General features: G+C 40.6%; 22 protein-coding genes and 1 tRNA gene. 20 read left to right on the top strand and 3 right to left on the bottom strand.

The annotated features are described in order from the left end of the window. Positions 1-71: 71 nt before the first annotated feature. The 19 genes from topA (at position 72) to N8L39_RS02195 (ending at position 21,636) form a co-directional block, all read left to right on the top strand. On the top strand, positions 72-2,159 hold the full coding sequence (gene topA, locus N8L39_RS02285; RefSeq protein WP_164226201.1) for a type I DNA topoisomerase: 2,088 nt from the start codon (positions 72-74) through the stop codon (positions 2,157-2,159). A gap of 105 nt (positions 2,160-2,264) precedes the next feature. Then, on the top strand, positions 2,265-2,624 hold the full coding sequence (locus tag N8L39_RS02280) for a YbaN family protein (protein ID WP_001220352.1): 360 nt from the start codon (positions 2,265-2,267) through the stop codon (positions 2,622-2,624). 92 nt (positions 2,625-2,716) lie between these two features. After that, on the top strand, positions 2,717-3,349 hold the full coding sequence (locus N8L39_RS02275; RefSeq protein WP_261009798.1) for a copper homeostasis protein CutC: 633 nt from the start codon (positions 2,717-2,719) through the stop codon (positions 3,347-3,349). Between the two features lie 43 nt (positions 3,350-3,392). Further along, a complete protein-coding gene (locus N8L39_RS02270; protein WP_261009799.1) occupies positions 3,393-4,049 on the top strand; it encodes an MmcQ/YjbR family DNA-binding protein in 657 nt (218 codons plus the stop codon). A gap of 313 nt (positions 4,050-4,362) precedes the next feature. Next, the gene (locus N8L39_RS02265; RefSeq protein ID WP_261009800.1) at positions 4,363-5,925 is read left to right on the top strand and encodes a 2-isopropylmalate synthase; all 1,563 of its coding nucleotides are present in this window, start codon (positions 4,363-4,365) and stop codon (positions 5,923-5,925) included. A gap of 11 nt (positions 5,926-5,936) precedes the next feature. Continuing rightward, entirely contained in the window at positions 5,937-6,974 is a 1,038-nt protein-coding gene (gene leuB, locus N8L39_RS02260) for a 3-isopropylmalate dehydrogenase (RefSeq protein ID WP_261009801.1), read from the top strand. Beyond that, the gene (locus N8L39_RS02255; RefSeq protein ID WP_000762433.1) at positions 6,971-7,240 is read left to right on the top strand and encodes a DUF1294 domain-containing protein; all 270 of its coding nucleotides are present in this window, start codon (positions 6,971-6,973) and stop codon (positions 7,238-7,240) included. Before leuB ends, N8L39_RS02255 begins: the two co-directional genes overlap by 4 nt. Before the next feature lie 3 nt (positions 7,241-7,243). Beyond that, positions 7,244-8,626 carry a 3-isopropylmalate dehydratase large subunit gene (gene leuC / locus N8L39_RS02250; protein WP_261009802.1) on the top strand — a complete coding sequence of 461 codons (1,383 nt, stop codon included), beginning with the start codon at positions 7,244-7,246 and terminating at the stop codon, positions 8,624-8,626. Positions 8,627-8,635: 9 nt separating this feature from the next. Continuing rightward, positions 8,636-9,229 (top strand): 3-isopropylmalate dehydratase small subunit, encoded by a 594-nt coding sequence (gene leuD, locus N8L39_RS02245; RefSeq protein WP_261009803.1) that lies wholly within the window; start codon positions 8,636-8,638, stop codon positions 9,227-9,229. 27 nt (positions 9,230-9,256) lie between these two features. After that, positions 9,257-10,036, top strand: coding sequence for an L-threonylcarbamoyladenylate synthase (locus N8L39_RS02240; protein ID WP_000160505.1), 780 nt, complete (start codon positions 9,257-9,259; stop codon positions 10,034-10,036). A gap of 135 nt (positions 10,037-10,171) precedes the next feature. Next, positions 10,172-11,560: an AAA family ATPase gene (locus N8L39_RS02235; protein ID WP_261009804.1), complete on the top strand. Its 1,389-nt coding sequence runs from the start codon at positions 10,172-10,174 to the stop codon at positions 11,558-11,560. Then, the gene (locus tag N8L39_RS02230) at positions 11,547-12,863 is read left to right on the top strand and encodes an McrC family protein (RefSeq protein WP_261010097.1); all 1,317 of its coding nucleotides are present in this window, start codon (positions 11,547-11,549) and stop codon (positions 12,861-12,863) included. Before N8L39_RS02235 ends, N8L39_RS02230 begins: the two co-directional genes overlap by 14 nt. Positions 12,864-13,034: 171 nt before the next feature. Continuing rightward, positions 13,035-14,021, top strand: coding sequence for a GMP reductase (locus tag N8L39_RS02225; protein WP_000931164.1), 987 nt, complete (start codon positions 13,035-13,037; stop codon positions 14,019-14,021). A gap of 66 nt (positions 14,022-14,087) precedes the next feature. Next, positions 14,088-14,159 (top strand) — tRNA-Arg (locus tag N8L39_RS02220). A gap of 183 nt (positions 14,160-14,342) precedes the next feature. Continuing rightward, positions 14,343-15,041 carry a ribonuclease III gene (rnc, locus tag N8L39_RS02215; RefSeq protein ID WP_000661487.1) on the top strand — a complete coding sequence of 233 codons (699 nt, stop codon included), beginning with the start codon at positions 14,343-14,345 and terminating at the stop codon, positions 15,039-15,041. Beyond that, positions 15,032-18,571, top strand: a complete 3,540-nt coding sequence (smc, locus tag N8L39_RS02210) for a chromosome segregation protein SMC (protein ID WP_261009805.1) — start codon at positions 15,032-15,034, stop codon at positions 18,569-18,571. The genes rnc and smc overlap by 10 nt, the downstream gene beginning before the upstream one ends. Positions 18,572-18,714: 143 nt before the next feature. Continuing rightward, positions 18,715-19,650 (top strand): bifunctional riboflavin kinase/FAD synthetase, encoded by a 936-nt coding sequence (locus tag N8L39_RS02205; protein ID WP_261009806.1) that lies wholly within the window; start codon positions 18,715-18,717, stop codon positions 19,648-19,650. Positions 19,651-19,801: 151 nt separating this feature from the next. Then, positions 19,802-20,575 (top strand): nucleotidyltransferase domain-containing protein, encoded by a 774-nt coding sequence (locus tag N8L39_RS02200; RefSeq protein ID WP_261009807.1) that lies wholly within the window; start codon positions 19,802-19,804, stop codon positions 20,573-20,575. An 8-nt stretch (positions 20,576-20,583) separates the two neighbouring features. Then, entirely contained in the window at positions 20,584-21,636 is a 1,053-nt protein-coding gene (locus tag N8L39_RS02195; RefSeq protein WP_261009808.1) for a hypothetical protein, read from the top strand. Positions 21,637-21,761: 125 nt separating this feature from the next. Here N8L39_RS02195 and N8L39_RS02190 read toward each other — a convergent pair whose 3' ends face one another. Genes N8L39_RS02190 through N8L39_RS02180 form a run of 3 tightly spaced genes read right to left on the bottom strand, consistent with a single transcriptional unit; the run spans position 21,762 to position 23,611 of the window. After that, positions 21,762-22,577, bottom strand: coding sequence for a TIGR03943 family putative permease subunit (locus N8L39_RS02190; protein WP_060805517.1), 816 nt, complete (start codon positions 22,575-22,577; stop codon positions 21,762-21,764). Next, entirely contained in the window at positions 22,574-23,479 is a 906-nt protein-coding gene (locus N8L39_RS02185) for a permease (RefSeq protein WP_261009809.1), read from the bottom strand. The genes N8L39_RS02190 and N8L39_RS02185 overlap by 4 nt, the downstream gene beginning before the upstream one ends. Then, positions 23,480-23,611 carry an SPJ_0845 family protein gene (locus N8L39_RS02180; protein ID WP_004234728.1) on the bottom strand — a complete coding sequence of 44 codons (132 nt, stop codon included), beginning with the start codon at positions 23,609-23,611 and terminating at the stop codon, positions 23,480-23,482. A gap of 155 nt (positions 23,612-23,766) precedes the next feature. On the opposite strand from N8L39_RS02180, the gene N8L39_RS02175 reads away from it, so the two are divergent. Continuing rightward, a complete protein-coding gene (locus N8L39_RS02175; RefSeq protein WP_024058050.1) occupies positions 23,767-24,147 on the top strand; it encodes a PBECR3 domain-containing polyvalent protein in 381 nt (126 codons plus the stop codon). Positions 24,148-24,181 lie beyond the last annotated feature (34 nt).

The raw sequence follows: 24,181 nt of genomic DNA, 5'->3' as shown, positions 1-24,181 counted from the left end.
CTAAGTCTTGACAGTTATGGCAAAATGGTTTACACTTTATAAAGTTTATTACTTTGAAAAGGTGTGATACTGTGGCTACGGCAACAAAAAAGAAAAAATCAACAGTTAAAAAAAATCTAGTCATCGTGGAGTCGCCTGCTAAGGCGAAAACGATTGAAAAATATCTCGGCAGAAACTACAAGGTTTTAGCCAGTGTCGGGCATATCCGTGATTTGAAGAAATCCAGTATGTCCGTCGATATTGAAAATAATTACGAACCGCAATATATCAATATCCGAGGAAAAGGCCCTCTTATCAATGACTTGAAAAAAGAAGCTAAAAAAGCTAATAAAGTCTTCCTTGCGAGTGACCCGGACCGTGAAGGAGAAGCGATTTCTTGGCATTTGGCTCATATTCTCAACTTGGATGAAAATGATGCCAACCGTGTGGTCTTCAATGAAATCACCAAGGATGCAGTCAAAAATGCATTTAAAGAACCACGCAAGATTGATATGGACTTGGTTGATGCCCAACAGGCTCGTCGGGTCTTGGACCGCTTGGTAGGGTATTCTATTTCACCGATTTTATGGAAGAAGGTCAAGAAGGGCTTGTCAGCAGGTCGCGTACAGTCTATTGCCCTTAAACTCATCATTGACCGTGAAAATGAAATCAATGCTTTCCAGCCAGAGGAATACTGGACAATTGATGGCGTCTTTAAAAAGGGAACCAAGCAATTTCAGGCTTCCTTTTATGGAGTAGATGGTAAAAAGCTAAAACTGACTAGCAATGATGAGGTCAAGGAAGTCTTGTCTCGTCTGACTAGTAAAGACTTTTCAGTAGATCAGGTGGATAAGAAAGAGCGCAAACGCAATGCTCCATTACCCTATACCACTTCATCTATGCAGATGGATGCTGCTAATAAAATCAATTTCCGTACTCGAAAGACCATGATGGTTGCCCAACAGCTCTATGAAGGGATTAATATTGGGTCTGGGGTGCAAGGTTTGATTACCTATATGCGTACTGATTCGACTCGTATCAGTCCAGTGGCACAGAACGAAGCAGCAAGTTTCATTACAGACCGTTTTGGTAGCAAGTATTCTAAGCATGGTAGCAAAGTCAAAAACGCTTCAGGAGCTCAGGATGCCCACGAGGCTATTCGCCCGTCTAGTGTCTTTAATACACCTGAAAGCATTGCTAAGTATCTTGATAAGGATCAGCTCAAGCTTTATACCCTTATCTGGAATCGTTTTGTGGCTAGTCAGATGACTGCTGCTGTCTTTGATACCATGGCTGTTAAATTGTCTCAAAATGGGGTCCAATTTGCTGCTAATGGTAGTCAGGTTAAGTTTGATGGTTATCTCGCCATTTATAATGATTCTGATAAGAATAAGATGTTACCGGATATGGCTGTTGGAGATGTGGTCAAACAGGTCAATAGCAAACCAGAGCAACATTTCACCCAACCGCCTGCTCGCTATTCTGAAGCGACACTGATCAAGACCTTGGAGGAAAATGGTGTTGGACGTCCGTCAACCTACGCACCAACCATTGAAACCATTCAGAAACGTTATTATGTTCGCCTGGTAGCAAAACGCTTTGAACCGACAGAGTTGGGTGAAATTGTCAACAAGCTCATCGTTGAATATTTCCCAGATATCGTAAATGTGACCTTCACAGCTGAAATGGAAGGTAAACTGGATGATGTCGAAGTTGGGAAAGAGCAGTGGCAACGTGTTATTGACGCCTTTTACAAACCATTCTCTAAAGAAGTCGCCAAGGCTGAAGAAGAAATGGAAAAAATCCAAATCAAAGATGAACCAGCTGGATTTGACTGTGAAGTATGTGGCAGTCCAATGGTCATTAAACTTGGTCGATTTGGTAAGTTCTACGCTTGTAGCAATTTTCCAGATTGCCGCCATACCCAAGCAATCGTGAAAGAGATTGGTGTTGAGTGTCCAAGTTGTCATCAGGGACAAATCATTGAGCGTAAAACCAAGCGTAACCGCCTCTTCTATGGTTGCAATCGCTATCCAGAATGTGAATTTACCTCTTGGGACAAGCCTGTTGGTCGTGACTGTCCAAAATGTGGAAACTTCCTCATGGAGAAAAAAGTCCGTGGTGGTGGCAAGCAGGTTGTTTGTAGCAATGGTGACTACGAAGAAGAAAAGATTAAATAAGAGGAGAGTCCTGAAAGTGAATTTCAGGCTCTTTTTGATTAGAACTTGACAAAATTCATTATTGTATGCGAAACTAGAAGAAGATTATTTTAATTAGGAGTAGTTATGCGTATTATTTATCTAATTATTGGTTTTTTATCACTGGCTTTGGCTATTGTCGGGGTTGTTTTGCCCTTGTTGCCGACAACGCCTTTCCTTTTGTTGTCTATCGCTTGTTTCTCTAGAAGTTCCAAGCGCTTCGAAGATTGGCTTTATCATACCAAGCTCTATCAAGCATATGTGGCTGATTTTCGGGAAACCAAGTCCATTGCACGTGAACGTAAGAAAAAAATCATCGTATCCATCTACATCTTGATGGGAATTTCCATTTACTTTGCGCCTCTTTTACCAGTCAAAATTGGTCTGGGAGCTTTGACCATCTTTATCACCTATTATCTCTTTAAGGTTATTCCAGACAAAGAATAGTTAAAATAGTAGTTATTTGCCTTGATAAAATTGAAAGCATATTCACAACAATATGATATAATAAATTCGAAGTAATACTCAAGGAGAATCAAATGATTTACGAATTTTGTGCTGAAAATGTGACCTTGCTTGAAAAAGCTATGCAGGCTGGAGCTCGTCGAATCGAACTCTGTGATAATCTAGCAGTTGGTGGAACAACACCCAGCTATGGAGTGACCAAGGCAGCAGTTGAACTGGCAACTAACTATGATACGACCATCATGACCATGATTCGGCCACGTGGTGGTGACTTTGTCTATAATGAACTAGAAATTGCAATTATGCTAGAAGACATTCGGTTGACTGCTCAGGCTGGAAGTCAAGGAGTTGTATTTGGGGTTTTAACTGCTGATAAGAAGTTGGATAAACCTAATCTTGAAAAGTTAATTACTGCATCAAAAGGAATGGAAATTGTCTTCCACATGGCCTTTGATGAATTGAGTGATAATGATCAACTGGAAGCTATTGACTGGCTTAGTCAAGCTGGAGTCACTCGTATCCTAACTCGTGCTGGTGTGTCTGGCGACTCCTTAGAAAAACGTTTTGCTCACTATCACAGAATTTTGGAGCACGCTAAAGGTAAGATTGAAATTCTACCAGGTGGGGGGATTGACCTTGACAACCGTCAAACCTTTATCGACCAGCTGGGCGTGACACAATTGCACGGAACCAAGGTTGTCTTTTAAAAAATAGAAAGGAACTGCTAGCTTTTGGTAGCAGTTTTCACTTATGTTTGAAATTTTTAAATCCTATCAGTTTAATCAAGAAAAGGCTCGTGCCTATGGTTTTGTAAAAAATGGGGAAGTCTGGACTTATAGTTGCCAGATTTTGCAGGGTGACTTTATCATGACCGTATCCATCACTGCTGATAATGTGAGTTTTCAAGTCTTTGACCAGGAGACTGGTGACCTCTATCCTCAAGTTCATATGGAAAGTATGCGTGGGAGTTTTGTAGGAAGTGTCCGTGAGGCTTGTTTGGAGATTCTTTACCAGATTCGGAAGGCTTGTTTTGATGTACAGGATTTTATCTGCCCTCAGACTAAGCGAATCATGACTCAAGTTCAGGAAAAGTATGGTAATCAGTTGGAGTATTTGTGGGAGAAATCGCCTGATACAGCAGTGTTAAGACACGAAGGAAATAAAAAGTGGTATGCCGTCTTGATGAAAATCTCTTGGAATAAGCTGGAAAAGGGCAGAGAAGGACAAGTGGAAGCAGTCAACCTCAAACATGACAAAGTAGCTGATTTACTTTCAAAAAAGGGCATTTATCCAGCTTTTCATATGAACAAACGCTACTGGATTAGTGTGGCTTTTGATGATACTTTGTCAGATGAAATGGTACTGGAATTGATAGAAAAAAGTTGGAATTTAACTTCTAAAAAATGAAACATTTCAAGGATTTTCAATAACTTTCAATTAGCTAAATATTCTTTACTGAAGAAATTTTCAGAAAATATTGGATTTTTTCTTGACAAGTACTTTTGCCTATGCTAAAATACTAAACAAGATATCAAACGAAGGAGAAAGTCAAACATGAAAACAGCTAAGTTTAATCCATTCGCTTTGTTGTTGAGGTACTCGGGCTAGTGCAAAAAGCATTAGTCCTGTTTGGCTTACCAAGCGGGAGTGAATCAACATCTCGCTTGGACTTCTAAGCGAGATGTTTTTTTAAAACCATATTTGGAAAAGGGGAAATCTTATGAGAACAGTTGAATTTCTAGATACCAGCCTTCGGGATGGAGAACAGACACCGGGTGTTAATTTTTCAATCAAGGAAAAAATTGCCATTGCAAGACAGCTGGAGAAATGGGGTATTTCAGCAATTGAAGCTGGTTTTCCAGCGGCTAGTCCAGACTCATTTACGGCAGTTCAGGAGATTGCTAAGGCCTTGAAGAAAACAGCGGTGACTGGTTTGGCCCGCTCTGTCAAGTCTGATATTGATGCTTGTTACGATGCCCTCAAGGACGCTAAGTATCCACAGGTTCACGTCTTTATCGCTACCAGTCCGATTCATCGTAAGTATAAGCTCAATAAGAGCAAGGAAGAGATTTTGGCAGCTATTAAGGAGCATGTTTCTTACGCACGTTCCAAGTTCGAAGTGGTCGAATTCTCTCCTGAAGATGCGACCAGAACAGAGTTGGATTTCCTTCTGCAAGTTGTTCAAACAGCTGTTGATGCAGGTGCGTCTTATATCAATATCCCTGATACGGTAGGATTTACCACACCAGAGGAATACGGAGCTATCTTCAAACATCTGATTGAGAATGTTAAGACAGATCGTCAGATTATCTATTCACCACACTGTCATGATGACCTTGGCATGGCAGTGGCTAATAGCCTTGCTGCTGTCAAGAATGGGGCAGGACGTGTCGAAGGAACTATCAACGGTATTGGGGAGCGAGCTGGAAATGCTGCTTTGGAAGAAATAGCAGTGGCCCTCAATATTCGCCAAGATTACTATCAAGCAGAAACTAGTATTGTTTTAAATGAAACCATCAATACGTCAGAAATGGTTTCTCGCTTCTCAGGAATTCCAGTTCCTAAAAACAAGGCCGTCGTTGGTGGTAATGCCTTCTCTCATGAATCTGGTATTCACCAAGATGGAGTCCTTAAAAATCCTCTCACTTATGAAATTATCACCCCTGAATTGGTCGGTGTCAAGAGTAATAGCCTTCCACTTGGAAAATTGTCAGGTCGCCATGCCTTTGTTGAAAAACTAAGAGAATTGGCCCTAGATTTTTCAGAAGAGGATATCAAACCACTCTTTGTTAAGTTCAAGGCACTGGCCGACAAGAAACAAGAAATCACAGATGCAGATATTCGTGCTCTGGTAGCTGGAACCATGGTTGAAAATCCAGAAGGCTTCCACTTTGATGATTTACAACTTCAAACTCATGCAGATAATGACATCGAAGCGCTCGTTAGCCTAGCTAATATGGATGGTGAGAAGGTCGAATTTAATGCGACGGGGCAAGGTTCCGTTGAAGCAATCTTTAACGCTATCGACAAGTTCTTTAATCAATCCGTCCGCTTGGTGTCCTATACCATTGATGCGGTGACAGATGGAATTGATGCCCAAGCTCGGGTCTTGGTCACTGTTGAAAACAGAGATACAGAAACCATCTTTAACGCAGCAGGACTTGATTTCGATGTGTTGAAGGCTTCGGCTATTGCCTACATCAATGCTAATACCTTTGTTCAAAAAGAGAATGCTGGTGAGATGGGACGCAGTGTTTCTTACCGCGATATGCCTAGTGTGTAAAGGAGAAGGCTATGACAAAGAAAATAGTAGCTCTAGCAGGGGACGGAATCGGCCCAGAAATCATGGAGGCTGGTTTAGATGTTCTGGAAGCTCTAGCTGAAAAAACAGGTTTTGACTATGAGATTGATAGACGACCTTTTGGAGGTGCAGGTATAGATGCTGCAGGGCATCCCTTGCCTGATGAAACCCTCAAGGCAAGTAGAGAAGCAGATGCCATTTTGCTAGCGGCTATCGGTAGTCCTCAGTATGATGGAGCAGCGGTTCGGCCTGAACAAGGCTTGTTGGCTCTCCGTAAGGAACTCAATCTCTATGCCAATATTCGCCCTGTAAAAATCTTTGACAGTCTTAAGCATTTGTCACCACTCAAACCGGAACGAATTGCTAGTGTAGACTTTGTCGTGGTACGGGAGTTGACAGGTGGGATTTATTTTGGGGATCATATCCTTGAAGAAAGAAAAGCGCGTGATATCAACGACTACAGCTATGAGGAAGTGGAGCGGATTGTTCGCAAAGCCTTTGAAATTGCAAGAAGTCGGAGAAAAATACTTACCAGCATTGATAAGCAAAATGTGTTGGCAACATCAAAACTATGGAGAAAAGTAGCTGAGGAAGTCGCAAAGGATTTCCCAGATGTGACCTTGGAACACCAGCTAGTCGACTCAGCTTCCATGCTTATGATTACTAATCCTGCTAAGTTTGATGTCATCGTGACGGAGAATCTTTTCGGAGATATACTATCTGATGAATCAAGCGTTCTATCTGGCACACTTGGGGTTATGCCATCAGCCAGTCATTCTGAAAATGGACCAAGTCTCTATGAACCTATTCACGGTTCAGCACCTGATATTGCAGGTCAAGGAATTGCCAATCCTATTTCCATGATTTTATCAGTGGCCATGATGCTGAGAGACAGCTTTGGACGTTATGAGGATGCAGAGCGTGTCGAGCGTGCTGTTGAGGCAAGTTTGGCAGCTGGTGTTTTAACAAGAGATATAGGTGGACAGGCTTCGACCAAGGAAATGACGGAAGCTATTATCGCAAGGTTATGAAGTTAGACGAAAAAATTACTCTAGTCCTTTTGATTTGGAATGTCATCATTTTCTTGATTTATGGCATTGACAAATCCAAGGCGAGGAGAAGAGCTTGGCGCATCCCTGAGAAAATCTTACTTATTTTAGCCTTTACTTGTGGTGGTTTTGGTGCCTGGTTAGCAGGAATCATCTTTCATCACAAGACTAGAAAATGGTACTTTAAAACGGTTTGGTTTCTTGGGATGGTGACCACACTAGTAGCCTTATATTTTATTTGGAGGTAATGGATGGCAGGAAAATCGATTTTTGATAAATTATGGGACCGTCATGTCATCACAGGAGAAGAGGGGCAACCCCAACTCATGTATGTGGACCAGCATTATATCCACGAGGTGACTAGCCCGCAAGCTTTTCAAGGACTGCGAGATACAGGTCGCAGATTGAGACGACCAGACTTGACATTTGGAACCTTTGACCACAATGTCCCGACAGTCAATATTTACGATATTCGAGATGTGATTTCTAAGGCTCAAATTGATAAGCTTGCAGAAAATGTTGAGGAATTTGGGATTGAACATGCGGCCCACGGTTCTGAAAAGCAGGGGATCGTTCACATGGTTGGTCCAGAAACAGGACGAACCCAACCAGGGAAATTTATCGTCTGTGGGGATAGCCATACAGCAACCCACGGGGCTTTTGGAGCGATCGCCTTTGGAATTGGAACTAGTGAGGTTGAGCATGTCTTCGCTACCCAGACACTCTGGCAGGTCAAACCCAAGAAAATGCTGGTAGAATTCACTGGTGTCCCTCAAAAAGGAGTTTATTCCAAGGATTTCATTTTAGCCCTGATTGCCAAGTACGGCGTTGCTTGCGGCGTTGGCTACGTGGTGGAATATCGTGGACAAGCAATTGATGCACTGAGCATGGAAGAGCGAATGACCATCTGCAATATGTCCATCGAGTTTGGTTCTAAGATGGGAATCATGAATCCGGACCAAACCACCTATGATTATCTCAAGGGACGAGAATGTGTTCCAGAGGACTTTGAAGAGGCTGTGGCTGATTGGAAAACAATTGTCAGTGATGAGGATGCCGTTTACGATAAGGTTATCCAGATGGATGTCTCAGACCTTGCTCCTATGGTGACCTGGGGAACCAACCCTGCTATGGGGGTTGACTTTGACAGTAGTTTCCCAGAAATTAAGGATATGAATGATGAACGAGCCTACAATTATATGGATTTGGAACCAGGTCAAAAGCCAGCAGATATTGAACTAGGTTATATCTTTATCGGCTCTTGTACAAATGCTCGTCTTAGCGATTTGCAACTGGCTGCGCGATTTGTTAAAGGGAAGAAAATTGCTCCTAATCTAACAGCTATCGTGGTTCCAGGCTCTCGTCCTGTCAAACGAGCTGCTGAGAGGTTGGGCTTGGACAAGGTCTTTCTGGATGCTGGCTTTGAGTGGAGAGACCCGGGTTGCTCCATGTGCCTAGGGATGAATCCGGACAAGGTCCCTGATGGTGTTCACTGCGCCTCAACCAGCAATCGAAACTTTGAAGACAGACAAGGCTTTGGCGCTAAGACTCATCTCTGTAGTCCAGCTATGGCAGCTGCGGCAGCTATTGCAGGGCGTTTCGTAGATGTTCGGCAAATGCCAGAAGCCCAGTAAGGAGAGGATATGGAGAAATTTACAGTTTATACGGGAACGACCGTTCCTCTCATGAATGATAACATCGACACCGACCAAATCCTACCCAAGCAGTTTCTCAAGTTGATTGATAAAAAAGGCTTTGGTAAGTACCTTATGTATGCTTGGCGTTATCTAGATGACAAGTATACTGAGGATCCAGACTTTGTCTTTAACAGACCTGAATATCGGAAAGCCAGTATTCTCATCTCAGGGGATAACTTTGGGGCAGGGTCTTCGAGGGAACATGCAGCTTGGGCCTTAGCAGACTATGGTTTTAAGGTCGTGATTGCAGGATCTTTTGGGGACATTCATTACAATAATGAACTTAATAATGGCATGTTACCAATTGTTCAGCCCAGAGAGGTTCGAGAGAAATTAGCTCAGCTACAACCAAGTGACCAGGTAACTGTCGACTTGGAACAACAAAGAATCATCTCACCAATTGGAGAATTCACTTTTGAAATCGATAGCGAATGGAAACACAAACTCTTAAATGGTTTGGATGATATCGGTATTACTTTGCAGTATGAAGACTTGATTGCTGCTTATGAAAAACAACGACCAGCCTATTGGCAGAATTAAAAGAAAATTAGAAAAGGAAATAGAACTATGACAAAACACATTCAATGGAACGGAACACTTTCACAAGAAGGATATGACATTTTAAAAGGTGAGGGCGGATGTATCGTTTGTCCTACAAAAGTTGGTTACATCATCATGACTAGTGACAAGGCTGGTCTTGAACGTAAGTTTGAAGCCAAAGAACGCAATCGTAACAAACCAGGTGTCGTTCTCTGTGGTAGCATGGATGAGCTTCGCGCTTTAGCACAACTCAACCCAGAAATTGAAGCCTTTTACCAAAAACATTGGGACGAAGACATTCTTCTTGGTTGTATCCTTCCATGGAAACCAGAAGCCTTTGAAAAACTCAAAGCATACGGTGATGGTCGTGAAGAACTCATGACTGACGTGCGTGGTACTAGCTGTTTTGTTATCAAGTTTGGGAAAGCTGGTGAACAATTGGCTGCCAAACTTTGGGAAGAAGGCAAGATGGTCTACGCCTCATCTGCAAATCCATCTGGTAAAGGAAACCGCGGTAAGGTGGAAGGTATCGGAGAACGTATCGAAGGGGCAGTGGACCTTGTCATTGAGGCAGACGACTATGTGGCCTCTATCCAGCCTGACAAAACGATTGAAACACGCTACGAGCAAGGCGTGATGGTGTCTATGGTCGATAAGGACGGCAAACTCATCCCAGAACAAGGAGGAGCACGTTCAACTTCACCAGCTCCAGTTGTAATCCGCAAAGGACTTGACATTGATAAGATTATGATGCACCTGTCAGACACCTTTAACTCATGGGACTACCGTCAGGGAGAGTATTATTAAGATAAAAAAGAAGTCTAGTGTTATGAGACATTAAAGCTCCTAACACTGGACTTTTTATTTAATTCCTTGCTTTGCTTCTTGATTAGTGTTATTATATAAAAAATATTATATGTTAATGTTAAAATGGAGGAATTTATGTCAAATATAAGAGTTTGGAAAATTTCAGTTGGCGGGACCAATAACATAAAATTGCATAAGAAATCTTTTAAGGATAAAGTTCTATATATTGGATTTGAAAATATAGAAGAAAAAAATTATCCTTACAGTGGTGAAGAAAAACCTAGAAAACAAGAGAATCAAGTAGCACTCCTTCAGCATGGAGTCAGTATAGGAGATTTAGTAGTAGTTCCCAGGAAGAATCTACGGGCTTCTTTTTTGGCTAAAATAATTGGTCCTTATCAATATGTTGAAAATAGTGAGTTCGAAGGGTTTCCAAGACGATTTGAAATCATTCCGATTAGTAAATTTGGTGATTTCCAGTTAAATTCTCTTGAAACCAAGAAATGGGACTTTACCACAGTATCTTTATTAACATATTCAAGTCTTGATGAGTTATATATGGATTTTAATATTGAAAAAGATAAGATTGCAGATATTAAAAACGAGGAAAACACATCAGAAAATATCAACGAGTATAAAAATATTTTACTGTCATCCAAAAACCTCATCCTCCGCGGTGCTCCTGGTACAGGAAAAACTTATCTTGCTAAAGAAATTGCTAAAGAATTAACGGATGGCAACGAAGACCAAATAGGCTTTGTACAGTTTCACCCATCTTATGACTATACGGATTTTGTAGAGGGATTGAGACCAGTATCTAATGGAGATGGTACCATTGAGTTTAAATTAGTAGATGGTATCTTTAAGAAGTTTTGTCAGAAAGCTAGAGACGCTAAGAAAACTGGAGGCCAAGATAATTTTGTCTTTATCATTGATGAAATCAACCGTGGGGAGATTTCTAAGATTTTTGGGGAACTCTTTTTCTCTATCGACCCTAGTTATCGTGGGGAAAAGGGAAGTGTTTCTACCCAATATGCAAATCTACACGAAACTGATGAAAAGTTTTATATTCCTGATAATGTCTATATTATAGGTACCATGAATGATATTGACCGTTCAGTAGATACCTTTGATTTTGCTATGCGTCGTCGTTTCCGTTTTGTTGAAGTTACTGCTGAAAGCCAATTAGGTATGCTCGATACTGCTCTTGGTGATAAAGCTGAAGAAGCGAAAAAACGTCTAAGAAACTTGAATGTTGCTATCGAAAACGTTCAGGAATTAAATAGTCATTATCATATCGGGCCAAGTTATTTCCTTAATTTGAAGGATGTAGGTTTTGACTATAAATTACTCTGGTCTGATTATCTCAAACCACTTTTGGAAGATTATGTACGTGGTTCTTATGATGAATCTGAAACTCTAGAAACATTGAAAAAAGCATTCGATCTGACAAAGAATGAGCAAAAAGATCAGGCAGTAGATGATGACAATGAAGGCGATGAAAACGATAATGCGAATCACTGATAATCAACACAAGATTGTTAAAGAAGAATTTGTTGAAGAATATCCTAAACTAAGCAATCTTCTTTTAGACAGAACCTTGGAAAGTCTATCCCAAGATGAACGTGTTTTCATTTTTCCAAATGATTTGAAGAATTCTCCTGACTTAGAAAAGGACCAAAAAATCTTTGAAACAGTTAATCAGGAAATTAAGACAGGAAATGTGATTGGTTTTCTGGGGTGTGGTCAGGAAAGATTAACGATTTCCTCTCGTTTTTCTGATAAATATAACGACCACTTTTTGCATTATCTCTTACACAAGGTTCTTCATATCAATCTCACTAGTTTAGATGTTGCTTTGTCTCGTGAAGAGAGGCTTTATCAACTTTTGATGTATCTCTTCCCTAAGTATCTACAAGCTGCAATTCGAAAAGGTCTTTATAAGGAATACCAGAGATTTTCTCATAATGATAGTCATGTTAAGGGAGTGATTGATGTAAGAAACCATCTCAAGAAAAACCTTCCTTTTACAGGAAATATTGCCTACACAACGAGAGAGTTCACCTATGATAATCCCCTCATGCAGTTGATCCGTCATACTATTGAATACATTAAGAACCAGAAAAGTATTGGTCAAGGGGTACTAGATAATCTCTCAACTAGTCGTGAAAACGTAGCTGAAATCGTGCGTGTAACGCCCTCTTATAAACTAGCTGATCGTGCTAAGATTATTCGGGGAAATCAATCTAAACCTATACGTCATGCATACTTTCACGAGTACAGAAAGTTACAAGAACTTTGTCTGATGATCCTAAACCAAGAAAAGCACGGCTTAGGGTATCAAGATCAAAAAATTCATGGTATTCTTTTTGATGTTGCCTGGCTTTGGGAAGAGTATGTTCATACTTTGTTGCCAAAAGATTTCATCCATCCACGGAATAAAGAAAAGCTAGGTGGTATTTCGGTATTTTCTGTTGGGAAACGGAAAGTATATCCAGATTTTTATGATAGAGAACGAAAGATTGTTCTAGATGCTAAATATAAAAAACTAGAGTTCACTGAAAAAGGGATCAACCGTGAGGACTTGTTCCAGCTGATTTCCTATTCTTATATTTTAAAAGCTGAGAAGGCTGGTCTTGTTTTTCCGAGCAAGGACAAGGTTGTTGATAATGAGATAGGAAAGCTAGCAGGTTATGGAGCTTTGTTGAAGAAATGGTCTATTCAAATTCCTCAGAAGTCTTCATCTTATCGTGAATTTTGTGAAATGCTAGAAAACTCCGAAGAAATATTTAAAAGTAATATTACTAAAGAACTGGGGAGAAAATAATCTCTCCTTTCTTTTGTTATTTACACAATAAAAACCGAACGATATGTTTTAATTCATAAAATAATTTGACAAAAACTGTACTTTGATTTATAATTAATTAAGGAAACGTCGGAAAAGGCGTAGTGATGCGAGAGCATAGGTAGGTCATTACAAAAGAAACGAGACATCGATATGTTAAATGAATTTCCAATTTTTGATTACGAAGATATTCAATTGATTCCAAATAAATGTGTCATTAAAAGCCGTGCAGAAGCGGATACAAGTGTCACTTTAGGAAATCACACCTTTAAACTACCTGTTGTGCCAGCTAATATGCAGACGATTTTGGATGAAAATGTAGCAGAGCAACTGGCTAAAGGTGGGTACTTCTACATTATGCATCGTTTTGATGAGGCAGGGCGCATTCCTTTTATTAAACGCATGCACGATCAAGGGCTCATTGCTTCTATCTCTGTCGGTGTTAAGGATTATGAGTATGATTTTGTCAGCCAGCTCAAGGCTGATGCTCCAGAATACATCACGATTGACATTGCTCATGGTCATGCAGATAGCGTGATTTCTATGATTCAACACATCAAGAAAGAATTGCCAGATACTTTTGTCATTGCTGGAAATGTGGGAACACCAGAAGCTGTCCGTGAATTGGAAAATGCTGGTGCGGATGCTACTAAGGTCGGAATTGGTCCTGGTAAGGTTTGTATCACCAAGGTCAAGACAGGTTTTGGTACAGGTGGTTGGCAGTTGGCAGCCCTTCGCTGGTGTGCCAAGGCTGCACGTAAACCGATTATTGCTGATGGAGGAATTCGTACTCACGGTGATATTGCCAAGTCTATCCGTTTCGGTGCCAGCATGGTCATGATTGGTTCCCTCTTTGCAGGACATATTGAAAGTCCAGGGAAAACGATTGAAGTCGATGGCGAACAGTTCAAAGAATACTACGGTTCAGCTTCACAATATCAAAAGGGTGCTTATAAAAACGTCGAAGGAAAACGTATCTTGCTTCCTGCCAAAGGACATCTGCAAGACACTTTAACTGAGATGGAACAAGACCTTCAAAGTGCTATTTCTTATGCAGGTGGACGTCAGGTTGCTGACCTTAAACACGTTGATTATGTTATCGTGAAAAACTCCATCTGGAATGGGGATGCTTCACACTAAGACGGCCTATCTCACTAGAAAAAAACTTGTTATTAGAGCAAATTTCTGTTATAATAAAACAAGTTTCCACCCTTAGTGTAATGGATATCACGTAAGATTCCGGTTCTTGAGATGGGGGTTCGATTCCCTCAGGGTGGATGTAAACATCCTAAGAAAGCCTTTAATAGGGCTTTTTTCTTTACACAGCCCTAAATTGGCCCTTAAAACTGAAAATCTCTTTTTAAAGAATTCCCAAATGCCCTCCAGTCCCATTTTAAAGTGACTCAGGGGGCTTTTTTTGATATAATAAAAAGGACTGTTATCAGTTAGAAAGAGGTTGGTATGAAAGAATTACAAACTGTACTAAAGAACCATTTTGCAATCGAATTTGCAGACAAAAATTTACTGGAGACTGCCTTTACTCATACGAGTTATGCCAATGAGCACCGCCTCTTAAAAATTTCACACAATGAACGCTTGGAATTTTTAGGAGACGCTGTTCTGCAATTATTGATTTCAGAATATCTGTATAAAAAATATCCTAAAAAGCCTGAGGGTGATTTGTCCAAACTCCGTGCTATGATTGTCCGTGAGGAGAGTTTGGCTGGTTTTGCGCGTGATTGCCAGTTTGATCAGTTTATCAAGCTGGGTAAGGGGGAAGAAAAGTCTGGTGGACGCAATCGTGATACCATTCTTGGTGATGCCTTTGAAGCCTTTCTTGGTGCCCTCCTTTTGGACAAGGATGTGGCCAAGGTCAAGGAATTTATCTATCAAGTCATGATTCCAAAAGTAGAAGCAGGCGAGTTTGAGATGATTACAGACTACAAAACCCATCTCCAAGAGTTACTTCAGGTCAATGGGGATGTGGCTATTCGTTATCAGGTAATTTCTGAAACGGGTCCTGCCCACGATAAGGTTTTTGATGTAGAAGTTCTAGTTGAAGGTAAGAGCATTGGTCAAGGTCAAGGTCGTTCTAAGAAATTAGCAGAGCAGGAAGCTGCCAAAAATGCCGTTGAGAAAGGGCTGGATTCATGTATTTAAAGGAAATCGAAATTCAGGGATTCAAGTCTTTTGCAGACAAGACCAAGGTCGTCTTTGACCAAGGTGTGACGGCAGTTGTTGGACCAAATGGATCTGGAAAGTCCAATATTACAGAAAGTCTGCGTTGGGCTTTGGGAGAGTCAAGTGTTAAGAGTCTCCGTGGCGGCAAGATGCCGGATGTCATTTTTGCTGGAACTGAAAGTCGCAAACCGCTCAATTATGCTTCTGTAGTTGTGACTTTGGATAATCATGACGGATTTATTAAGGATGCTGATCAAGAAATCAGGGTAGAGCGCCATATCTATCGTAGTGGAGATAGCGAATATAAGATTGACGGCAAGAAAGTCCGTCTGCGTGATATTCATGATCTTTTCTTGGATACAGGTTTGGGACGAGATTCCTTCTCCATCATTTCCCAAGGGAAGGTTGAGGAGATTTTCAACTCCAAGCCTGAGGAACGCCGAGCCATTTTCGAAGAAGCTGCAGGAGTTTTGAAATACAAGACTCGCAGAAAAGAAACTGAGAGTAAACTACAACAAACTCAGGATAATCTAGACCGCTTAGAGGACATTATCTACGAGTTGGATAATCAAATCAAGCCTCTTGAGAAGCAAGCTGAGAATGCCCGTAAGTTTTTAGACTTGGAAGGTCAACGAAAGGCTATTTACTTGGATGTCCTTGTTGCTCAAATCAAGGAAAATAAGGCTGAACTAGACTCGACAGAAGAAGAGTTGGCACAGGTTCAGGAACTATTGACGAGTTATTACCAAAAGCGTGAAAAATTAGAAGAGGAAAATCAAACTCTTAAACAGCAACGCCAAGATTTACAGGCTGAAATGGCCAAAGACCAAGGCAGTTTGATGGATTTGACCAGTCTGATTAGTGATTTAGAGAGAAAATTAGCCCTATCGAAATTAGAATCTGAGCAAGTAGCCCTGAATCAACAGGAAGCACAAGCTCGTTTGACTGCTTTGGAGGATAAGAGAAATTTACTCAGCCAAGAAAAATCTGATAAAGAAAGCTCTTTAGCACTTTTAGAGGAAAATCTAGTCCAAAATAATCAAAAACTCAATCGTTTAGAAGCTGAATTGCTAGCTTTTTCAGATGATCCTGATCAGATGATTGAGCTCTTACGTGAACGCTTTGTAGCCCTTTTACAAGAAGAAGCCGATGTGTCAAACCAACTGACCCGTATCGAAAACGAGTTGGAAAATAGTCGTCAGCTTTCTCAAAAACAAGCAGATCAACTAGAAAAACTCAAAGAACAACTGGATACAGCTAAAGAGAAGGCTAGTCAGCAAAAGGCAGAGCTTGAAACTGCCAAGGAGCAAGTTCAGAAATTATTGGCCGACTATCAAGCTATTGCCAAGGAGCAAGAGGAGCAGAAAACTTCCTATCAAGCCCAACAAATTCAACTCTTTGACCATCTGGACAGTCTCAAAAACAAGCAGGCCAAAGCTCAGAGTTTGGAAAATATCCTTAGAAATCATAGTAACTTTTATGCAGGTGTTAAGAGTGTTCTCCAAGAAAAAGCCCGCCTTGGTGGAATTATTGGTGCTGTTAGTGAGCACCTGACCTTTGATGTGCATTATCAAACTGCCTTAGAGATTGCGCTTGGAGTCAGCAGTCAGCATATCATCGTAGAAGATGAAGAGTCGGCAACCAAGGCGATTGATTTCCTAAAACGTAACAGAGCTGGTCGTGCGACCTTCCTTCCTTTGACCACTATTAAGGCGCGTACGATTTCTAGCCAGAATCAAGATGCTATCGCTGCAAGTCCAGGATTTCTGGGCATGGCAGATGAGCTGGTTACTTTCGATAATAGGTTGGAAGCTATTTTCAAGAATTTGCTAGCTACAACGGCTATCTTTGATACAGTAGAACATGCGCGTGCAGCAGCGCGCCAGGTTCGTTATCAGGTTCGTATGGTGACATTGGATGGTACAGAGTTGCGCACAGGTGGTTCTTATGCAGGTGGTGCCAATCGCCAAAATAATAGTATCTTCATCAAGCCAGAACTGGAGCAATTACAAAAAGAAATTGCTGAAGAAGAAGCAAGCTTGCGTAAAGATGAAGAGACTTTGAAGACCTTGCAAGAGGAGGTGGCTAGACTGACAGAAAGATTAGAAGCCATCAAATCTCAAGGTGAGCAGGCTCGTATTCAGGAGCAGGGCTTATCCCTCGCTTATCAGCAAACCAGTCAGCAAGTTGAAGAGTTAGAAACTCTTTGGAAACTCCAAGAAGAGGAATTAAATCGTCTTACTGAGGGAGATTGGCAAGCAGATAAGGAAAAATGCCAAGAGCGCCTTGCTACAATCGCCAGTGATAAGCAAAATCTGGAAGCTGAGATTGAAGAGATTAAGTCTAACAAAAATGCCATCCAAGAACGCTATCAAAACTTGCAGGAAGAGGTAGCTCAAGCTCGCCTGCTTAAGACAGAACTGCAAGGGCAAAAACGTTACGAAGTTGCGGATATTGAACGTTTAGGCAAGGAATTGGATAATCTGAATATCGAACAAGAGGAAATCCAGCGCCTTCTTCAAGAAAAGGTTGATAATCTGGAGAAGGTTGATACAGAATTGCTCAGTCAACAGGCTGAAGAAGCCAAAACTCAGAAAACAAACCTCCAACAAGGATTGATTCGCAAGCAGTTTGAATTGGATGATATAGAAGGTCAGCTGGATGATATTGCCAGTCATTTGGATCAGGCTCGCCAGCAGAATGAGGAATGGATTCGCAAGCAAACACGTGCTGAAGCCAAGAAAGAAAAGATCAGCGAGCGCTTGCGCTATCTACAAAGTCAATTGACAGACCAGTATCAGATTAGCTATACTGAAGCTCTAGAAGAGGCGCATGAATTGGAAAACCTCAATCTGGCAGAGCAAGAGGTGCAGAATTTAGAGAAGGCTATTCGCTCACTGGGTCCTGTCAACTTGGAAGCTATTGACCAGTACGAAGAGGTTCACAATCGTTTGGATTTCTTGAATAGCCAACGTGATGATATTTTGTCAGCGAAAAACTTGCTCCTTGAGACTATCACAGAGATGAATGATGAGGTCAAGGAACGATTTAAATCAACCTTTGAAGCCATTCGTGAGTCCTTTAAAGTGACATTCAAGCAGATGTTTGGTGGAGGTCAGGCGGATCTCATTTTAACTGAGGGAGACCTACTGACAGCTGGGGTTGAGATTTCTGTTCAACCACCAGGCAAGAAAATCCAGTCTCTCAACCTTATGAGTGGTGGTGAAAAAGCCCTGTCGGCTCTTGCTTTGCTCTTCTCCATTATCCGTGTCAAGACTATTCCATTTGTTATCTTGGATGAGGTAGAGGCTGCGCTGGATGAAGCTAATGTTAAGCGTTTTGGGGATTACCTCAACCGCTTTGACAAGGACAGCCAGTTTATCGTCGTAACCCACCGTAAAGGAACCATGGCAGCGGCTGATTCCATCTATGGAGTGACTATGCAAGAATCAGGTGTCTCAAAAATTGTTTCGGTGAAGTTAAAAGATTTGGAAGAAACAGTAGACTAGTTACCAAACGATAGCATCTCTTAGGGGATGCTATTTTTTAAAACTAACATCTTGAACGATTTTTTAAGGTCAGTTCAGGGGCAAAAAACGACATTTGGGCTTTCCTTTTAGCGAAAAGGCTTTCTCTATGATATAATAGTTTCATGATTACAACAGTACCTATAAAAAATGAAAAAGACATCGCAGTACCTGATAAAACAGTTCTTGTATTAGGCTATTTTGACGGTATTCATAAAGGACATCAGAAGCTTTTTGAAGTAGCTAGTAAGGCTTCGATGAAAGATTATCTACCAGTTGTCGTGATGACCTTTACAGAGTCCCCTAAGCTTGCTTTGCAACCGTACAAGCCAGAATTAATGCTTCATATTGTCAGTCATGAAGAACGGGAACATAAGATGAAATGGCATGGAGTAGAGGCTCTTTTCTTACTTGACTTTAGTAGTAAATTTGCTAGTTTAACGGGTCAAGAGTTCTTTGATACCTATGTTAGAGCATTAAAACCAGCGATTATTGTAGCGGGATTTGATTACACGTTTGGTTCTGATAAGAAAACTGCGGATGATTTGAAGGATTATTTTGATGGAGAAATCATCATTGTTCCTCCTGTTGAGGATGAAAAGGGGAAAATTAGTTCTACTCGTATTCGTCAAGCTATTCTTGATGGAGATGTCAGGGAAGCTGGTCAGTTACTTGGCACTCCTCTACCATCACGTGGAATGGTTGTTCATGGGAATGCTCGTGGACGGACTATCGGTTACCCAACAGCAAACTTAGTTTTACGAGATCGAACCTATATGCCAGCAGATGGTGTTTACGTAGTTGATATCGAAGTGCAGCGTAAAAGATACCGTGGAATGGCGAGTGTCGGGAAAAATGTTACTTTCGATGGAGAAGAGCCACGTTTTGAAGTCAATATTTTTGATTTCTCAGATGATATTTACGGTGAAACAGTTATTGTCTACTGGCTAGACCGTATCCGTGAAATGGTCAAATTTGATTCCGTTGAAGAACTGGTAGACCAACTCCAGAAGGATGAAGAAATTGCTCGGAATTGGAATGATGGAGATTCTGTCGTTTAAAGGTCTCAGGTATAGAAAACGTCTGAAAAAGCTACTAGATGGATTAGTTATTTTGGTACTAGTTTTTATAGTTTGATACAAAGCACTTTCAGTCCTCCTAGTTTCCTATTTTAGTAACTGTTTATGTTCAAATTATAGACGAGGCTTTATTATGCAAACGCAAGAAGAAATGAATGTACTGGTACCCGAAAAATTAGCAGAAATTGAGCGTGATTTCGATGTCACAGTTTTGTGGGCTATTGAGTCTGGTAGTCGTGCTTGGGGCTTTGAGTCTCCCGATAGTGACTTTGATGTACGGTTTATCTACAAACACAAGCAAGATTTTTATCTCCGTTTGAATGAACAGCGTGATGTTATCGAGCTACCAATTGACGATACTTGGGATGTGAGTGGCTGGGATTTAGACAAGACTTTAAAACTCCTTTATAAGTCTAATCCTACACTGTTTGAATGGTTACAGTCACCAATTGTTTATCAACAAACGGATTTTATCGAGCACGTACGTCCACTTGCAACCCAGTATTTTTCTGAGAAAAAAATGCTGTACCATTACTTGAACACTGCAAGAACTCAAATGAATAAGTATCTTTCAGGAGACAAGGTCAAACCTAAAAAGTATTTCTATGCGCTGCGTCCTATTTTGGCTTGTCGCTGGATTGAAAAATATCATTCTGTTCCACCGATTTTGTTTGATGATTTAGTTAAAGAATTACTTCCGTCTCAAATGCAGGAGCATGTATCAAGGTTACTTGACATTAAGATAAACGGTCCCGAAAGTATGGAAATTGATCCGATAATGCCAATCCAGTACTACATCATCAAAAACATCAAAGAGCTGGATGCATACGTTCAAAGTGTTACCGAGGTGAAGAAAGACTGGAAAGCTCTAAATCAATTTTTTCTTGAAGAATTAGGGCATGACTGAGGTTGTTTATGGGTAAATGGACATGTAAATGCGGGCAAGCGATGAACGACCATAGAACGCCTGATCCAAATGCTTATTCGGTATACTCGGATGAGTTGTTAGTAGAAATCATGAATAAAAAAGATGGTAATGATTCAATTTCTTATGAAGACATTTCAGAGGCGTCATTTTATATGTGGAAGTGCCCTGAATGCGGTAGTTTCATGGTTTTTGGCGAAGACGGAGATGGAGATCGCTTTACTTTTTATGAACGCCAAGAAGTTGAAAAGGTCGAGCCTCTCTTTGATCCGGATCAAGAATTAAATCTCGTTGTTGTTGAGTTTCAGGAGGGAGCAAATGGATATACTTATATCTGCGATGACCCAAATATCCATATTGGGCATGCTGTTATTGTCCCAGTAGGAAAGGAAAATACTGAAAAAACTGCATTAGTTGTGCAGAAGTATCATGCCCTACCAAAGGATATTACTTTTCCTGTTGAAAAGTTAAAACGTGTCATTCGTAGGTATTCACATTTCGACCCATTCACTTCGAAAATCATTTGTAGAAATTTAATTAATCTTGGAAGAATTTTTGATGCTTGCTCTAAAAACGCTAAACCTGCGCCTCAGCAAACATATTACGTTATCAAAACTCCCTTAGGCTATTTCTGGTTAGAATTAAATGGAGTTCCTATTCCAATGAAAATCACACAAATTCAAGTCAGCGATAAAAAGTACCAGGTAGACAGGGCCCTTTATATAAAGCCTTCAGAGATTAACTGTAGAAAATTCTATGAACTGGAGTTGTGTGCTGATTTTGATATTGATGCCTCGAGATGGATCGATGTTCTCTCGGATGAAAACGTTTGGGGCAATAGCTGGGAACTAAATGGCCTTCAATTTGGTATTACTGCTGGGGAGTCTCCAGAATTTGAAGACGAAGTTGTTGCAAGAAAATATAGTCGTATTCCACTTTATTATGACTGGCACCCTGAATTTGAAGATTATTATGGCTTCAGTTTAGCTTGGAAAATATATGAGTCTGATAGAGATTTGTCAATAGATTTTTATACAACATAAGAAAGTTATAAAACATCAAAAATGACATCTTACTATAGACTATTTAACAAAAAACGAACAGGCTCTTTTTCTGTCATTCAGAAGAGAACTTGTTCGTTTTGTTTTTAATGGATTTAGTTTGCTTTTTAAAACACGCGATACACATAGGGATTCTCTGGTTTATCGACTTTGGTAAAGCTATCGATTTCCAAGGTTGGGAGGTTTTGTTTGAGTTCTTTATGATAGTGATTGACCAGTTTTCCTTTGGCTGTAATCCAGGTGTTATTTTCATACTGACGGGTATTTCCCTTGGTCAGTAAGCCATACACACCGGAATCTGCGATACAGTGAATAATACCGAAGCGGAACAGAAATTGGCTATTGGCATGACTGGGGTCGTTATAGACAAAGCCTGTGAACTGGACTGTCTTACCCTCAAACTCATCTGGATAGTCGTAGATAGCCTCCATGACTTCCATATAGTTTTCATTAGTGATCTGAATACTATCTTGGGATAAGTATTTATCCGCCGCAGTTCGCATTTCCTTTTCATAGGCTGATTTTGAAAAATAAGAACTGGTATCTGGTTTCAAATATTGGCTTGTCGTCCCTTCACTTGTCTGAATGGCTTGATCCGTTCCTTCCGATAAGGGAAAATGATAGCCTTTGGCAGAAACGGTCTGAGAATCCAAGCTAACAGTTGGAAAAGTTAAGCCGACGACAATAGGAATAGCCAGAAGAGCAACACTAGTAACCTTCGCTAATCGGCTGTTCAGATGACTATGGGTTTTGACTTGCTTCATCCAAATATACAGTTGAACAATTGCCAAAATAAAGGAAAGCACCATGGAAATATAGGCCAGATAGGAATAGTGCATGTTGATGTACTGGTTTAATTTGCCCGACAGATGGAGATAAATGGTCAGTTCAAAATAGCCAGCTAAAACTAAAAATCGAATCATAGGATGACTCCAATCAAGAGAGAATAGACTAAGACGACAAGAGTCACAATCGTTATGAAGTGACTGATAAATCGTGCTTTCAAGTAATTTTTCATCATGAGAATATTTTTGATATCCAGCATTGGGCCAATGACGAGAAAGGCCAGAACTGGTGCTAAGCCGAAACTCGAGAGAAGAGAAGCCCCGATAAAGGCATCCGCCTCACTGCAGAGAGAGAGAAGAAAGGTCAAAAGCATCAAGAGCAGGATGGCAAAAAGAGGGGTCGCACTGATAGAGGTCAGAATCCGTGTCGGTACATAGACCTGTATAACAGAGGCAAAGAGACAGCCAAATACCAAATAACGCCCCGTATCAAAAAATTCATCAATGGCTTGCACAAAGACCTGAAAAACTTTTTTTGCAGGTCTCAAGTGAGAAAAATCGTGCTCATGACAGGCCAAACGATTTTCTTTCTGAATCGGTTCTTGCCAGAAGAATCCTAGAAAAATCCCAAGTATCACAGCCACTACAATGGAACCTAGAGCTCGTAACAGGGCGACGTGGAAGGAATTGCCAAAGGCAGAATAGGTCGCAAAGAGAACAATAGGATTGATGACAGGTGCTGTTACGAGAAAGGGAACTGCCGTGTAACTGGGAACCTTCTTTTCCAGAAAACGATTGATAATGGGGACAATTCCACATTCACAAGAAGGGAAAAGTATCCCAACGAAGGTGCCAAAAAAGATTCTCCCCCAACGATTTCGAGGGAGAAAATGATAAACCTTGTCAGGTGTGATATAGACCTCAATCAGCCCTGAGACAATACTTCCTATCAGAACGAAGGGTAGGGCTTCAATGATTATAGAGAGAAAAATAGCCCCAGTCTGAAGCACACTAGACGGGAGTTGTTGGAAAGCAGTCATCTAGTTTTTCTTTTCTGCTTTGGCTTTTTTCTCTTTGTCATCAGGGAAAGTGACTTGTTTCAAATCAGGGAGTTTAGCAAACTCTTCAAACATCTTGTCCAAGTCATCAGTTTTTGTAAATTTTACAGCCATAGGTGCACCTCGATTCTAAATTCTACCTCTATTATACTATTATTTTGAGGAAAAGGGAAAAGTTAAAATTGAGTATCTAACGAATAATAGAGTGTGATATAGCCTAATATACACTATGATTGTGATATAATAATTGTGGAATAACGGAGGAAATGATGGAACATAAAAAGATCGGTCAGGTTACTGACGAGGTAAAAGAAATTTTTAATATTGTTCTTGAAGCTAGTGATATCAAAGTTAACAAAGAAGGTTTAAGAAGTCATATGTTGAAACGGCATCATAATGATGTGATTCATCATATCGAAGACCTGGAACTCATACTAAGGAACCCAGATTTCGTCGGCATCAATCCACGAGAGAAAGACGCCAGTTTTGAATATGTAAAAAGATTTGATAATAATGTTCTTGTTGCGATTAAGTTGCATAAAAGTGGTGATTTCTTTTATGTTCCGACCATGTATCGCTTACAAGATTTTAAGTTACAAAGTCGTATTAAGTCTGGTAGATTGAGAAAACTTGACAAAAAAAGTAGATAGTGCTAGAATAATATTAACGAAAGACATTTGAGGG

It is taken from the genome of Streptococcus mitis, assembly GCF_946190285.1.
GTDB classification, from domain to species: Bacteria; Bacillota; Bacilli; order Lactobacillales; family Streptococcaceae; genus Streptococcus; species Streptococcus mitis_CP.
Note: the sequence above shows the minus strand (reverse complement) of the source record. Positions and strands in the feature narration are given on the sequence as shown.

What these genes read in the sequence shown, in the direction of transcription:
- N8L39_RS02280 (WP_001220352.1), top strand. Translation starts at nt 2,265, where the DNA reads ATGCGTATTATTTATCTAATTATTGGTTTTTTATCACTGGCTTTGGCT.
- N8L39_RS02275 (WP_261009798.1), top strand. Translation starts at nt 2,717, where the DNA reads ATGATTTACGAATTTTGTGCTGAAAATGTGACCTTGCTTGAAAAAGCT.
- N8L39_RS02270 (WP_261009799.1), top strand. Translation starts at nt 3,393, where the DNA reads ATGTTTGAAATTTTTAAATCCTATCAGTTTAATCAAGAAAAGGCTCGT.
- N8L39_RS02265 (WP_261009800.1), top strand. Translation starts at nt 4,363, where the DNA reads ATGAGAACAGTTGAATTTCTAGATACCAGCCTTCGGGATGGAGAACAG.
- leuB (WP_261009801.1), top strand. Translation starts at nt 5,937, where the DNA reads ATGACAAAGAAAATAGTAGCTCTAGCAGGGGACGGAATCGGCCCAGAA.
- N8L39_RS02255 (WP_000762433.1), top strand. Translation starts at nt 6,971, where the DNA reads ATGAAGTTAGACGAAAAAATTACTCTAGTCCTTTTGATTTGGAATGTC.
- leuC (WP_261009802.1), top strand. Translation starts at nt 7,244, where the DNA reads ATGGCAGGAAAATCGATTTTTGATAAATTATGGGACCGTCATGTCATC.
- leuD (WP_261009803.1), top strand. Translation starts at nt 8,636, where the DNA reads ATGGAGAAATTTACAGTTTATACGGGAACGACCGTTCCTCTCATGAAT.
- N8L39_RS02240 (WP_000160505.1), top strand. Translation starts at nt 9,257, where the DNA reads ATGACAAAACACATTCAATGGAACGGAACACTTTCACAAGAAGGATAT.
- N8L39_RS02235 (WP_261009804.1), top strand. Translation starts at nt 10,172, where the DNA reads ATGTCAAATATAAGAGTTTGGAAAATTTCAGTTGGCGGGACCAATAAC.
- N8L39_RS02230 (WP_261010097.1), top strand. Translation starts at nt 11,547, where the DNA reads ATGCGAATCACTGATAATCAACACAAGATTGTTAAAGAAGAATTTGTT.
- N8L39_RS02225 (WP_000931164.1), top strand. Translation starts at nt 13,035, where the DNA reads ATGTTAAATGAATTTCCAATTTTTGATTACGAAGATATTCAATTGATT.
- rnc (WP_000661487.1), top strand. Translation starts at nt 14,343, where the DNA reads ATGAAAGAATTACAAACTGTACTAAAGAACCATTTTGCAATCGAATTT.
- smc (WP_261009805.1), top strand. Translation starts at nt 15,032, where the DNA reads ATGTATTTAAAGGAAATCGAAATTCAGGGATTCAAGTCTTTTGCAGAC.
- N8L39_RS02205 (WP_261009806.1), top strand. Translation starts at nt 18,715, where the DNA reads ATGATTACAACAGTACCTATAAAAAATGAAAAAGACATCGCAGTACCT.
- N8L39_RS02200 (WP_261009807.1), top strand. Translation starts at nt 19,802, where the DNA reads ATGCAAACGCAAGAAGAAATGAATGTACTGGTACCCGAAAAATTAGCA.
- N8L39_RS02195 (WP_261009808.1), top strand. Translation starts at nt 20,584, where the DNA reads ATGGGTAAATGGACATGTAAATGCGGGCAAGCGATGAACGACCATAGA.
- N8L39_RS02190 (WP_060805517.1), bottom strand. Translation starts at nt 22,577, where the DNA reads ATGATTCGATTTTTAGTTTTAGCTGGCTATTTTGAACTGACCATTTAT.
- N8L39_RS02185 (WP_261009809.1), bottom strand. Translation starts at nt 23,479, where the DNA reads ATGACTGCTTTCCAACAACTCCCGTCTAGTGTGCTTCAGACTGGGGCT.
- N8L39_RS02180 (WP_004234728.1), bottom strand. Translation starts at nt 23,611, where the DNA reads ATGGCTGTAAAATTTACAAAAACTGATGACTTGGACAAGATGTTTGAA.
- N8L39_RS02175 (WP_024058050.1), top strand. Translation starts at nt 23,767, where the DNA reads ATGGAACATAAAAAGATCGGTCAGGTTACTGACGAGGTAAAAGAAATT.